The sequence below is a fragment of the Pseudoalteromonas sp. NEC-BIFX-2020_002 genome (genome assembly GCF_013002825.1).
GTDB classification, from domain to species: Bacteria; Pseudomonadota; Gammaproteobacteria; order Enterobacterales; family Alteromonadaceae; genus Pseudoalteromonas; species Pseudoalteromonas neustonica.
In genome coordinates this window covers 46,280-60,203 of record NZ_JABEPJ010000004.1, presented here as the reverse complement: position 1 = coordinate 60,203, position 13,924 = coordinate 46,280, and the positions used below count along the sequence as shown (strand labels likewise).

Here is a 13,924-nt window from a genome sequence, read left to right as displayed (position 1 = left end):
ATAATTACCTGTTTTTAGATTTTAATATTACCCACTAATGCCCAGCATACGATTGCTTCCGCCCTTATTGCACCCAGTATCACTTTTTCAGAATACGGATTGGCATGATGTCTAAGGCAGCCTCAGCACAACCCTATTTATAGCCCCTTAGAATAAAACCACCCCTAATCATTTTGAGGTTGAAGATTGAAGAAGAAACAAATATTCTTTGGATGTTTTTCCTACTTTTTTATTACACATTAACAAGTAGCAATTACTTTATATCGCTTTACCTCTTAATGCATAGAATCAAAATACTCGCCTTTGTGCTGATAGATCGTTCAATTTTAATTAATTGAGTAAATAATAAAAATATAATATTAAGGAATAATATGATTAAAAGAACAGTTGTTCACTTAGCTTTATTGGTATCTTCAAATAGCGTATTCGCTCAAACTCAACCTTCATATGCTGAACAAATAGACGCACTTTTTAGTGATATATCTGACAATATCCCTGGTTGTACCGTTGGCGCTATTAAACAAGGAGAGCTCATACATCAAGCTGGATATGGGTCAGCAAACCTTGAACTAAATGTACCTTTAGATGGCAATCATATTCATCGTATCGCCTCTGTATCAAAACAATTCACAGCGATGGCCGTATTACTTTTGGCTGATGAAGGAAAAATAAAATTAGAGGACGACATTCGTGAACACTTGCCCGAATTACGTGATTATAAAAACAAAGTAACAATTAACTCGATGCTTGGGCATTTCTCGGGCATGGGTGATTACGACTTTGTGGATGACCTAACAGATGAAAAGGCAATGGATTTACGCTCTTCCGCGGGAGGGCCATTTAGGCTTGGCAATCAAGATTACCTGAGTATTAAAGAGTTTTACGATTATGTAAAAACAGTGCCATTAAGAAGAGCACCCGATCAACAATGGGAATATAGCAACTACGCGTATTTTTTACTTTCGATGCTGGTCGAAAAAGTTTCAGGGGAATCATTAAGAACATATTCCGATAAACGTATATTTAAACCTCTTGGTATGAAGCATACCTTTTTTAGTGATGATAGCACTGAGATAGTCGCTAATAGAGCCAGTGGGTACAGTAAAAACAAAAGTGGTGAATACTTTACAAATATGACCAATTTATTTTGGGTCGGCGATGGTGGCTTACATACAAATATTGAGGATATGCTGCTATGGGATCACTATTTTTATAGCCCTACTTTAGGCAAACAGCCGCATGCTTTACTTAAGCATTTTAATACGCCTAATAGCCAACATTTAACAAGAGGCTCTTTGTATGCAAACGGGCAAGGGGTTGAAGAAAAAGACGACGGTAAAGTTTTTTCCCACGGCGGTGGCTGGCTAGGTGTAGCAACGCACTATCAACGCATCCCTGACAAGCAACTCTCCGCAATAGTTTTTTGCAACGATGACACGCTTAACCCTACTGAATATAGTAAAAAGATTATAGAAATTATTTCTAATTAACCATTAAATGAAGCACAAGCGACCTAAAGTTAAGACCTTATGTCGCTTGTTTAACCAACTCTCAGGGCTTATTCTGCGCTTCCTACCCAAGCCCTCGAATAGCAGCTCAAAGTAATCAATGCGCTGAATTCTACATACTGGGTGGTTTAAGCACTTAGTTAAGAGCCACACCAAACAAGTGACACTTCACGCTAGTTTCTTAGTTTTTACTGCGCTAAACTAGCGATAACTAAGTAGAATGAGCGTTTATTTTGTCAGCAAACTTACCACTTCGTCAGCCCTTTTCTGTGCTGGTGGTTATTTATAAAAACAATAAAGACTGTTTATTGATTCAACGCACTGACGACGCTAATTTTTGGCAATCAGTCACAGGTGGCATCGATGAAGGCGAAAGCCCTACAACAACCGCCTACCGCGAATTACTTGAAGAAACCGGCATTGATGCACGGTCATTAGGTTTAACCATTCGCAATCACCAAAAGACCAACCAATATACTATCCGCGAAAACTGGCGTCATCGTTATCATGCCAACGCGCTTATTAATACCGAGCATGTGTTTAGTGTTTGCGTCCCAGATGATATCGTCATCATACTCGATCCTAAAGAACACACTGACTACGAATGGCTACCGCAACAACAAGCCGCAAACAAAGCATGGTCACCGAGCAACCGCGACGAGATATTGGCTCTATAAGCTCCTATCTCTTAGCTATTTTAGCGGTAATCGTTCATATTTATCACAGCCACTATTGAGCCTAAAGCGTGTATTGCCTACAATAGCGCACAATCTATTCTTTGCAGATCACAATTATGACTGACACAAATAAACCTGAACTACCTGATCAACTTTCGATCAACCCTCGTAGCCCACATTATGTGGAAGCCGTTTTTGATCACGACATTGGTATTCGCCACAATGGCAAAGAGCGCTCAGACGTTGAAGAATACTGCATCAGCGAAGGCTGGATCAAAGTGGCAGCACCAAAAGCGTTAGATCGCCGCGGCCAACCACTTTTAATTAAAGTAAAAGGCACTGTTGAAGCGTTTTATCGTTAATACCTAACGGTAAACAAAAGCTCAACGTTGCAGCTTACGATGAATATTAACGTATCCGTCGTAAGCACAACACCATATTAGCGATCTATTCGTACTAACTCGTCACGTTGTGCTAAATGCTGCGGCAATACTAAACCCCACACCAAACCGATCGCGAACAACCCTTTTAACACCCACCAGCCAATATCCAATTGCCCTTTTTCTAAAGCAAAATTTGCAGAGCCAGGAAATGCATGATGATTGTTATGATAACTTTCGCCCATAGTTAATAATGCAGCAAAAGGCACGTTATAGCCTTGAACATATGCTTGCTCAACATGCCAATCCCTTTGCCCATGATTATGTGCAAAATAACCAATTAACCAATGCCCAACCACAGATACACTCACTCTAAGGCATACACCCCACACCACCCAAGAGACACCGCCCAGCCAAAATAATAGCAGCGCTAAAGGGAGTTGTTGCAGCATCCATGTTCTTTGCATCCATAAATACACGCGACTATTGGCCACACTCGATTCAATATTAAAGCTTGGTGGATCGGCAAGTTTTATATCGCAAAAGAGCAAAAAAAGACTACAGACTAACCTTCACACTCTGCCATTGGCCTTTCATAGGCCTTTTTACTCTTTGTTTTACATGCTTTTTAATACTTTTAGTTACAAAAATGCAAAGTTTTGTCCTGCTAGGGCATATTGTTGATCTATAATACCGATCTAAGCAAAAGCTTTCGTATAACAACAACACTGAAGAGATATAAATGAGTGATTTAACCGCAATAGCCAATTTATCAATACTGTTAGTTGAGCCTTCCGATGTGCAACAAAAGTTGATAATAAAATCACTGACTCAGAGCGGTGTAACTCAAGTTGAAACAGCTAACACACAAGCCCAAGCTTTAGCGTTGCTTGATAGCTATCAGCCTGATTTAGTGATCAGTAGCATGTATTTTTCTGACGGCACCGCTGATTCACTTTTACAGAAAATACGCTCAACACCACAAACTGAGCATCAAGCGTTTATGTTGGTATCAAGCGAGCGCAACAAAAAATATTTAGAGCAACTAAGGCAATCTGGGGTATTAGCTATTCTACCCAAGCCATTTAGCGCCGAAGCAATTACCCGTGCGCTTAAAGCAACATTAGATATTATTAGTGAAGAAGAAGTTGAATTAGAGCATTTTGATGTCACTTTGCTGCGCGTGCTTGTTGTTGATGATAGCCGTTTTGCGCGTAAGCATATTATAAGGGTGCTTGCAGGTATGGGGATCCCTGCACCTGTTGAAGCAGAAGATGGAAAAAAAGCTGTAGAACTGCTTAATGAACAGTCGTTCGATTTAATTGTAACCGACTACAACATGCCTGAAATGGATGGCAAAGAACTGACCGAAACAGTAAGAAGCTCAGCAACCTATTCGCATATTCCGGTTCTAATGGTAAGTTCGGAAGCCAACGAAACTCATTTAGCAAACATTGCCCAAGCGGGTGTAGATGCCATTTGTGACAAGCCATTTGAACCCGCAACAGTAAGAGAGCTGCTGTTTAAAATTATGTCTTAATATACCCATAGCATTAAATTAATGACCTGTTATTACAGTTTAATAACAGGGAAATAACTCATACGGTTAGTGAGTCATTTCACCTATAAAACTCTCCATTTTGGGTCTTTAAAGCTTTTCGTAACCATGTGAAGATTTATGATCAATAACCACCGCATTATGAGCATGTAAACTTTCTTGATGCTCAACCTTAAACCAATAGTCGATGACTTGCCCATTATTTTCTAGCGCTAGTTTTAAACGTCTTGCTGCGTCTTCACAGAACATGAGGTTTTCAGCATTTAATTTTGCAAACGCTTGTTCGTCTTCGCGTTTTACTGCGGTTTGCACAGGTGTGCCTATCACTTCTTCTAAGTTTTTAATCAACGTTTCAAGGTTCGGCAACGCATTATTTTGCAGGCGTAATTTTAAATAGGCATATGAACGCTGACTATGTGGTGTTGCAACTGAACCTTGCTGCGAGGTAACCCAATCTAAAAGCTGCTCTTTAGATATAAGATCCTGACTAAACTGTGAAGTAATGGCATCACTCATTGCCTGCCTTGATAAAGCCGCAGAACAAGGACATGTACTTGAATAAGGAATGGTCAGTGACAACTCCATATTCATTTGTTCATTAATGTATTCACAACGAATACTCACAGGATAAGTTTGATAACCAAATTGATCACTGAGCAACGCAGGTTTGCGAATTGTTAATTCAAACGCTAATTGCAGTCGTGCAGCAAGGCTTAATCCTTGTTGAGACTCGACTAGCTCTTTTAAAAGAGCAGCCAACACACCTACACTTAATTGCTCTCGCGCCAAAATATCTTTTACCCTTAGATACAACCGCGACATATGTATGCCTTTCGCGTCAGCTTTATCTAAACTTACAAATACATCCGCTTTTGCTGCAATTGATGAGCTGGGTTGTTCAATAATATTTAAAGGAATGGCAATGCCTTCCATACCAACCCATTTTAATGGTAAGGCTGCCCCGGCGCGCTGCCCAGATGCAATATCAGGTAATTGTAATTTCATATTTTAACTACTATTCACTTTTAACGATTAAATAACAAAGGCATTGCAATGCCAGTCGTGTCTATTAGCTGCTGGCCATCAAATACTTGTTTACCATTAACCCACGTGGCCATAATTTTTGCCGGGAATCGATGACCGTCAAAGGGGGTCCATTCACAGTGGTAGCGGGTGCTTGTATGATTGACTAAGGTTTGCTGATTTGTATCAACTAAAACCAGATCGGCAAAATAGCCTTCACGAATAAAACCACGATCTATTATGTGGTAACGCAATGCAGGATTATGGGCTGTTTTTTCAACGACCTGCTCTAGTGTTAAGCGCTGTTGCTCTACGTGTTCAAGCAAAGTTAATAATGCATGTTCAACCAAAGGCAGGCCTGCTGGTGCTTGACTATAAGGAACCTGTTTTTCACTCCAAGTATGTGGAGCATGATCGGTTGCAATAATATCAATTTGACCATTTATAACTGCATTGAGTAGGGCATCGCGGTCGCTTTTTGCTTTGATTGCTGGATTACATTTAATCAAATTACCTTGCTTTGCATAATCCTCTGCACTGAACCACAAATGATGAACACAGGCCTCAGCAGTTATATGTTTATTACGAATATCACCCGCTGAAAACAAGCTAAGCTCTTTTTCTGTGGTGATATGCAATACATGTAATTGCGACTGATACTTTTTAGCCAATGCAACAGCATAAGATGATGAGGCATAGCAAGCCTGCGTATCTCGGATAATAGGGTGATCGTGTATGTCTAAGGTTTTCCCCTGCAACTTACCAAGGTTTTTTTCAATAACACGACCATCTTCACAGTGGGTCACAATTAAAATTGGGCTCTCTTTAAAAATTGCATCTAACGCATCAGGGTGCTCAACAAGTAAATCCCCTGTGGATGCCCCCATAAAAACTTTTACGCCACAATGGCGAGTTGGATCAAGCCTTTTAATTTGCTCTAAATTATTTTCAGTAGCACCTAAATAAAAGCTATAGTTTGCCAATGAGCTGTCGCGACCTAGCGCAAACTTATGCTCCAGTGCCTCAATCGTGGTCGTTGACGGGCTTACATTTGGCATTTCCATAAAACTAGTGATGCCACCTGCAACGGCTGCGCGCGATTCACTGCCAATATTGCCTTTATGAGTTAAACCAGGTTCGCGAAAGTGCACCTGATCATCAATCATTCCAGGTAATAAATAACACCCATTTGCTGCAACTACATGGTCATTCGCTTGTGCGGGTATATCCGCCGCTATTTTATCGATACGCCCACCAACAATGCGCACATCAAGAACCTGCGACTTACCCTCATTGACTACACAGGCATGTTTAATTAATGTGGCTTTCAATTTACTTGCTCTGACATGCTAGCTGAACACGGACAGTCTTCATTATTTTTGGCTATACACTGACGAAAATTAAACCAATGGGCAACAGCAATAAAAGCCGCACCTAATAGCGTAAACCCTTTCTCGCCTAACTCACCGAATAACGCCTCACCAGCGGTCACTGCGAGTACCATTAAAATCACACCAACAAGCCCTGACACCATATAGCGAAAACGTTTATGCTTTTTACAACCTAAACTTAATGCAAGTATGCTTGTAGGTATTACAGCTGCCAATATCCATAAATGGAACTGTTCATTATCAAGTTGTAAGGCAGCAAAGCTAGGTAAAAGTGTTAGTAAAATAGGTGTGGCAAAACAATGAACTGTGCATACCATTGAAAGACCTATAGCAAGCTTATCCATTACACTTTGTGTCGATTTCATTCTATTTCCTCTAATTGGACTGCGGCAATTTTGGCTTGCATTGGCAACATAATCCCGAAATCTCTAACTGCGAACCCGCCGGCGAAAAACCTGTAAGCTCCAAATGTTCAAACAAAGCCTTCACCTTGTCATTATCATCATTCATCTCGGTCACTTTGTTACATGAAGCACAAATTAAAAACATAGATAACTGATGCTGGCATCCATCATTGGCATGACTGCATGCCATAAATTTATTCTCTGATTTTAATCTATGTACCAAGTTGACCGATTCTAAAACATCTAAAATCCGATAAACTGACATAGCCAAAATCGGCACATCCATCACCTTATTGAATTGGTCAGTAAGTTCATAAGCCGACAAAGGCTTATTTGCATGGAGTAAAATTTCGAGTACCTGCTGACGTTTTTCAGTCAGTTTTTTTCCTGATGTTTCGCACTTAATATTTGCAAAACGAATCGCTTTTTTAACTTGCCGTTGATTCACTTTGACCACACTAACTCAGGCTTACTCAACTCAAACTTTGCCATTCCTTGCCCCTTATCATGATTCCATTTCGTGTAAACCTGTTCCATTTGCGCCAAACATTAATTAATTTTTCTATTGATACAATATAACATTTCAAGCACAATTGATATAGTATAACATTCACTAAGGTAGTCAAATGAAACGAAGATCTCAATTAGCTGTGTTGATAGCGGCTTTATTACCCGCAAGTGTGCTTGCAAAATCCATTGAAGGCGTTGTGTTAAACAAGCAAGGTAACGTTGTTGCCAACGCAACAGTAGAAGTTGAAGGCTCAGACATAAAAGTTACAACGGATGCAAACGGCAAATTTGTAATAACGGGCTTAAAAGACGGTTTAAAAGAACTTCACGTTGTTGCCCCAGGTTATGCTCACCTTCATCGCGATATCATGCTCAATACCAGTGATAGCCAATCGGTTGCTTTTAATTTAGAGCGCTCACCAATTGAAGTTATTGACATTGAAGCAACCCCAATTCATATGTCAGCAATGGAATCTGCCTCTCCGGTGAGTGTTTTATCCGGTGAAAAATTAAGACGCGAACAAGCCGCAACACTCGGTGACAGCTTGGAAAGACTGCCAGGTGTTAATACTAATTTTCACGCCAAAGTCGCCAGCACCCCAATTATTCGAGGCTTAAGTGGACCTCGAGTTCTGATCACTCAAAATGGCCTTGATGTGAGTGATGTATCAAGAGTGGGTCCAGACCATTCAGTTGCTTCAGAGGCGTCAACTGCACAACAAATAGAGGTATTACGCGGCCCTGCAACGTTATTTTACGGCAGCGGTGCAATTGGCGGGGTAGTCAATGTGGTAGATAATCGCGTACCAACAGACAGTTCAACTCGTGGTGAATGGAATGTAGAGCACAACTCGGTTGATGACCAAACCGTTGCTTCTTTTAATGCCACCACAGGCACTGATTCGTTTGCTTTTTATGCTGATGCATTTTGGCGAGAAGCGAATGACTATGAAATACCCGTCGCTGCTGAATTAGCACATGACGATCATGACCATGCAGAACACCATAGTGATTATGTTGTAAAAAACAGCAACGAAGAGTCTGACGGCTTTACTGTTGGCGCCAGCTATTTATTCGATCAAGGCTTTATTGGTTTAGCCATCGAGCAATTTAATCGTCAATACGGCATTCCGGGTCACTCTCACGGTGGTGAAGACGAGCACAGTGATGAAGAAGAAAGCGTATTTGCCGATTTAGAACAAACTAAAGTGCAACTATTAGGTGAATACAACCTAGATAGTAAATGGCTTAATAAAATCAACCTACGTGCAGGTTTTACTGATTACGAACACGCAGAAATTGAACATGGCTCAGTTGGTACCACATTTAAAAATGAAACCAACGAATTACGCGTAGACATTTTGCATAATCAATTTAATGAGTGGAATGGCGGCATTAGCTTTCATTACAAACAAAGTGATGTTGAAGCACAAGGCTCAGAAGCGTTTACCCCTCCTTCACAAACACAAAGCTATGCCATTGCACTAATGGAAGAAAGACACTTTGGTGATTTTTTAGTGCAATTAGGTGGCCGCGCCGAACGCGTAACTATCGATGCAGATAACGTATTACTACCTAGTATTGATGCCCACGCGCACGACGACGTAGGTGGACATGACGACCATGATCACGGCCATGATGAACACAGCAACGCAACTCGCGTATTTGACGCAAAGCATGAATTTACCCCTGTTAGCTTATCTGCTGGCGTAGTCTGGGACTTTGCTCCTAGCTATAATTTAGGCTTGTCATTGTCGCGTTCAGAGCGTGCACCATCAGCATCAGAGTTATTGTCGTTCGGCCCTCATATTGGTACTGCAACCTATGAAGTCGGCGCATTGTTTGATATTCATGAAGACGGCCATTTAGGCTTATCTGATCACACCATTGATTTAGAAACCGCCAATAATATTGACCTAACCTTTCGTAAAACCCAAGGCGATATAGGCTTCATTTTTAATGCCTTCTATAACCAAGTAGACAACTATTATTATCAAGTTGAAACTGGCTTATACGCTGAAAGTGGCCACGACCACGGGAATGACCATGATCACGGTGACGAGCATGATCATTCATCTGAATTACCTGTTTATTTATTCAAGACGGACGATGTAACTTTACACGGTTTTGAAGCGCAAGTTGCATGGCAGTTAACCAACGAGTTCAAGCTTGAGCTATTTTCAGATTACGTGCGCGCTCGCCTTGACTCAGGTGGAAATCTACCGCGTACGCCGCCACTGCGTTTCGGTACAGAGTTTAGCTACCAAACCGAAAAACTCAGTGCTCACATTCATGCCACTCGCTACCAAGAGCAAGACCGTACCGCTCCTGAAGAAACTGCTACCGATGGTTACACCTTGGTCAATGCCAGTATTTCTTATGATTTGTCGGTACTCAATCAAGACCTTTCTTTGTACCTACGAGGCACAAATTTAACAAACACAGAAGCCCGTGTGCATAGCTCATTCTTAAAGAATATTGCGCCACGCCCAGGCCGTAGCTTTGCATTAGGCATTCGTGGCTATTTCTAAGCCATAAAAATTATAAATTAAAGGAAACTAACATGACCAAACTATTCAAACTAAAACTTATTGCACTTGCAATTAGCAGTACATTAATTACAGCCTGCGGCGATGCAGAAACCAACATTGTTGAAAAAGATCCAATTGCAGTGCCTGATGACGGCCATGATCACGGTGATGGTGGCGACCACGGCGATGGCTATACAATCGACTCATTAGGAAGACTCGCTGTACTTGCCGCTGATAGCAACGCAGCCAGCTTTTTTGACTTAGACGACAATAAACTGCTTGAAACATTCACCCTAACACATGATTCAAATACGCTGTCAGTGTCTCCTGATTTTCGTTATGCACTTATTGCAAGTCGCAGCCAAGATTACCTTGGCTTTATTGATGGTGGCTTATGGCGTGAAGATCACGGTGCACACCTACATGACTACGAACAAAGCCCTGTACTTAGCAGTTATGAACTAACCAGCGGCAGCCGCCCTACCCACCTCGTTAATCACGATGGTAAATTAGCTATATTTTATGATGGTGATACAGACTCAGGCACAACCGCCTCAGTAGCGGTTCTAACCGACAACGATATTACAAACGCAACAGCGGCATTACCAAGCATTAGCTACAATATAAATATGCACGGTGTAGCGCAGCCACGCGGCGAGCACGTATTATCAACAATTCGTCGCGATGATGCACAGAGTACATCAAACGCTAAGATTCTGCCTGATCAAGTCGGTGTTTACCACCTTCACGATGGCGAATACGAACTAGAGCAAACACTTGAACTTACTTGCCCAGATTTACACGGTGCAGCACAAAACCACGACACCATCGCATTTGGTTGTAGTGACGGCGTGCTATTAGCGCATCAACATAATGACGAGTACGAAGCTGTAAAAGTGGCCAACATTGATGCTGTAGGCGATCTACGAATTGGTCGATTATACGGCCACGAAAAAAGCGATACATTTATTGGTATAGCTTCGGGTCATGGCGGCGGCGCTGCTGTACTGTTAAGTATCAACCCAAGCGACGCTGAAATGGAAGCGTTAGAATGGCAACTAGCCGATGGCGCAAGTGCGGTATCTTACTCTTTCTCAGCCAATGGCGAGCACTTTTTAGTACTAGACAGCCTAGGCTTTTTAAATGTACTTGAGGCACATGCGCACGACGGTCACACGCACTGGGAACTAGCAGGTCAAGTTGATATCACTGAACAAGACGTAACAACCATGCCTGAGGGTATGAAGTTTAGTATGACAGTAGCACAAAACGGTCACTTTGCTTACGTTGCAGACCCAATTGCTCAACACGTTGTAAAAGTGCACTTAGAAGACCTAGAAGTGGAAGGTGAACTAGAGCTTACATTCCCACCAGCGGCTATTACTTGGTTAGGTATTGCACAAGAGGAAGAACACGCTCACGAACACTAGGTTTATGAGCGTACATAACATCGTGAATGCTGATAGAACGCCTATAGTATGAGACGCTAATACCGAACAATACTGTAAATTGTTCGGTATTTTTACTTATTTAATAAAGCGCTTTATTAATCTAAAAATTAGGTATAGCAATAGATTTGCGATTCAAAGGTTAATTTGGGATAGTTAACGCAAATTAATGGACTTAACTTTTTATGAACGCTTATTCATACCTATTGTTTTTCTTTTCATCATTAGGCGCATTCAACGGCGTTATATTGGCGCTATGGCTATTTGTACGTAGAAATAAACAACCTTCAGACATATGGCTAGCTACCCTGCTGCTACTAATCAGTGTTCGTATTGCTAAATCAGTCGCCTTTTATTTTATACCCACACTCGATAAAAGTATTTTACAAATAGGGCTGACCGCATGCTGCCTACTTGGCCCCTGCTTAGTTGTCTACACCTATACGAAATCAACATCAGCCACTGAAAATAACCTCCCTAGCAGGCTACTAATTTTTCTAGCGGGGGTTATTTTGACTATTGGGATGGTTTATCCCTACAGTGCAAATCTTGAATTATGGCAATACTGGCTATACCGAGGCTCAAGCTATCTATGGTTTGTCTGCCTTATAATCGCAAGCTACCTTTATTATTCTCGCTTTCAAGAAGTAGCCAGTAATTGGAAGCAGCTTCTTTCTGAGCAAACATTTATCACTATCGTTGGGTGTAGCTTAATTTGGCTGGCGTACTTTACTGCCTCATATACATCTTATATTATGGGAGCGATCAGTTTTTCGGTCGTCTTATATTTATCGTTAATAATACTGTTAAAACCACCTTCGCCTTCATCGAATAAAGTAGATAAATACGCCAATAATAAATTGTCTAAAGAGCAGGCAGAACAGTACTCTATTTTGCTAAATCAATTGATGGCTAAAGATCAGCTGTATATCGATCCACAGTTAACTTTGCCTCGCTTGGCTAAACGGTTGTCAACATCGCATACTGTTTTATCGCAATTGCTCAATAAGCACTATCAAATGAACTTTAAACAATACGTCAATAGTTTGCGCGTGGCATGTGCAAAAGAGCTATTGCTTGCACGCCCAAACACCAGTATTGATGATATTGCAGAGCAAAGCGGTTTTAGCGCACCATCCACATTTTATAATGCGTTTAAACAACAAACTGGATTGACTCCAAATAAGTTTAGAACTCTCAATTTATAATTCGAGACTCCTAAAATATAAACTAATTCATTGTTTTAAATATAGTTAGCTTAAATTGAAGGCACAATCAATTAAGAGCTTATAACTGTGAAAACAATCATTAAAATTTTTACATTACTACTGATAATCACTCAGTTTTCAACCTTAGCGAATAACTCTAAGCAACAGCAAGCAGTGCAAGAGGTCATTCAAAAATACATAAACGGTACAAGCAATGCAGATCCAACTTTAATAACTTCAGCATTTCACCCTAAAGCAAGCCTAATTCTGAGTCATCCTAATAAACCCTTTTGGCAAGTTACGGCAAAGGAATTTGCAAGTTGGTTTAAAACAAAAAAAGTAACGCGAACAGGTGCCATTCTTTCAATAACAGTTGATAACGATATAGCCACGGCTCGTGCAAAAATAACGACCGCCTCACCCGTAAAACAATACATCGATCAGTTCTTACTAAAACGCTTTTCTGATGGCTGGAAAATTGTTAGTAAAACAGCCAACCAACTGGATATTACGCAATCAGAACAGGTTTTAGCTGCGATGGATAAACGTGTGTTATTTATAGTATCGAGCGCCGACTTTCATGGCGACTCAGCCCTAGCTACTGGCACTAGCTTTTCTGAATTAGTAGAAGCTTATGACGTATTCATAAATGCAGGGTATCAGGTTGATGTTGTAAGTAGCAAAGGGGGTACCTTACCACTAGCCTATATTAATACTTCAGATAAAACACATCGCCAATACATTTATAATCAAGATTTTATGTACAAGTTAGCGTACACATTAGCACCTGAACAAGTCGACCCTGAAAAGTATTTAGCTGTTCACTATGTTGGTGGCGGTAATGCGATGTATCAGGTCGCGGAAAACAAAAACATTCAAGCAATTTCTATGCATGTTTACGAACAAAATAAAGGGATAATTTCGGCTGTTTGCCATGGCACCGCAGGTATCGTTAATCTCAAACTGGCTAGTGGCGAGTACTTAGTCGCAGGGCGTAAAATTACAGGCTACCCAACAGCCTTTGAAAAAACAGACGCCGCTTATTATCAACAATTTCCCTTTGCGATAGACAACCTCATTAAACAACGCGGTGGAATATTCAATTATGGGCAACGAAACCAATCATTTATTGAAGTTGACGGACGGATTATTACCGGTACAAATTATCAATCTTCACGAGAAGTAGCCCAAGCGATGGTTAAACAACTAAATAACATGTAATTTAACTTTAAACATGTTTTTAACTTCCCAATAAAAAAGCCGACGTATGTCGGCTTTTTTGTGTC

13 protein-coding genes are annotated in these 13,924 nt (G+C 40.9%); 8 read left to right on the top strand and 5 right to left on the bottom strand.

Annotated features, from left to right (window positions below):
• The first annotated feature begins 371 nt into the window (after window positions 1–371).
• The 3 genes from HJP15_RS06255 (at window position 372) to HJP15_RS06245 (ending at window position 2,547) form a co-directional block, all read left to right on the top strand.
• Entirely contained in the window at window positions 372–1,490 is a 1,119-nt protein-coding gene (locus HJP15_RS06255) for a serine hydrolase domain-containing protein (RefSeq protein ID WP_170173272.1), read from the top strand.
• A 251-nt stretch (window positions 1,491–1,741) separates the two neighbouring features.
• Entirely contained in the window at window positions 1,742–2,185 is a 444-nt protein-coding gene (gene nudB, locus HJP15_RS06250; RefSeq protein ID WP_054454306.1) for a dihydroneopterin triphosphate diphosphatase, read from the top strand.
• Window positions 2,186–2,301: 116 nt separating this feature from the next.
• Entirely contained in the window at window positions 2,302–2,547 is a 246-nt protein-coding gene (locus HJP15_RS06245) for a DUF3297 family protein (RefSeq protein ID WP_054205830.1), read from the top strand.
• A 77-nt stretch (window positions 2,548–2,624) separates the two neighbouring features.
• Here the strand turns inward: HJP15_RS06245 and HJP15_RS06240 are convergent, their stop codons facing one another.
• A complete protein-coding gene (locus HJP15_RS06240; RefSeq protein WP_349304612.1) occupies window positions 2,625–3,059 on the bottom strand; it encodes a fatty acid desaturase in 435 nt (144 codons plus the stop codon).
• Between the two features lie 248 nt (window positions 3,060–3,307).
• On the opposite strand from HJP15_RS06240, the gene HJP15_RS06235 reads away from it, so the two are divergent.
• Window positions 3,308–4,105: a response regulator gene (locus tag HJP15_RS06235; protein ID WP_054205829.1), complete on the top strand. Its 798-nt coding sequence runs from the start codon at window positions 3,308–3,310 to the stop codon at window positions 4,103–4,105.
• A gap of 108 nt (window positions 4,106–4,213) precedes the next feature.
• On the opposite strand, the gene folE2 is transcribed toward HJP15_RS06235, so the two are convergent.
• Genes folE2 through HJP15_RS06215 form a run of 4 tightly spaced genes read right to left on the bottom strand, consistent with a single transcriptional unit; the run spans window position 4,214 to window position 7,389 of the window.
• Window positions 4,214–5,128: a GTP cyclohydrolase FolE2 gene (gene folE2 / locus HJP15_RS06230; protein WP_054205828.1), complete on the bottom strand. Its 915-nt coding sequence runs from the start codon at window positions 5,126–5,128 to the stop codon at window positions 4,214–4,216.
• Between the two features lie 20 nt (window positions 5,129–5,148).
• On the bottom strand, window positions 5,149–6,477 hold the full coding sequence (locus tag HJP15_RS06225) for a dihydroorotase (RefSeq protein ID WP_054205827.1): 1,329 nt from the start codon (window positions 6,475–6,477) through the stop codon (window positions 5,149–5,151).
• A complete protein-coding gene (locus tag HJP15_RS06220) occupies window positions 6,474–6,902 on the bottom strand; it encodes a MerC domain-containing protein (protein ID WP_054205826.1) in 429 nt (142 codons plus the stop codon). Before HJP15_RS06220 ends, HJP15_RS06225 begins: the two co-directional genes overlap by 4 nt.
• Before the next feature lie 10 nt (window positions 6,903–6,912).
• Window positions 6,913–7,389: a Fur family transcriptional regulator gene (locus tag HJP15_RS06215; protein WP_054205896.1), complete on the bottom strand. Its 477-nt coding sequence runs from the start codon at window positions 7,387–7,389 to the stop codon at window positions 6,913–6,915.
• A gap of 178 nt (window positions 7,390–7,567) precedes the next feature.
• Here HJP15_RS06215 and HJP15_RS06210 point away from each other — a divergent pair, with 178 nt between their 5' ends.
• The 4 genes from HJP15_RS06210 (at window position 7,568) to HJP15_RS06195 (ending at window position 13,859) form a co-directional block, all read left to right on the top strand.
• Window positions 7,568–9,982, top strand: a complete 2,415-nt coding sequence (locus HJP15_RS06210; RefSeq protein WP_170173271.1) for a TonB-dependent receptor — start codon at window positions 7,568–7,570, stop codon at window positions 9,980–9,982.
• Between the two features lie 32 nt (window positions 9,983–10,014).
• On the top strand, window positions 10,015–11,412 hold the full coding sequence (locus HJP15_RS06205; RefSeq protein ID WP_170173270.1) for a 5-methyltetrahydrofolate--homocysteine methyltransferase: 1,398 nt from the start codon (window positions 10,015–10,017) through the stop codon (window positions 11,410–11,412).
• Window positions 11,413–11,615: 203 nt separating this feature from the next.
• The gene (locus HJP15_RS06200) at window positions 11,616–12,638 is read left to right on the top strand and encodes an AraC family transcriptional regulator (protein ID WP_170173269.1); all 1,023 of its coding nucleotides are present in this window, start codon (window positions 11,616–11,618) and stop codon (window positions 12,636–12,638) included.
• 87 nt (window positions 12,639–12,725) lie between these two features.
• Window positions 12,726–13,859 (top strand): nuclear transport factor 2 family protein, encoded by a 1,134-nt coding sequence (locus tag HJP15_RS06195; protein WP_170173268.1) that lies wholly within the window; start codon window positions 12,726–12,728, stop codon window positions 13,857–13,859.
• The last annotated feature ends 65 nt before the right edge of the window (window positions 13,860–13,924 follow it).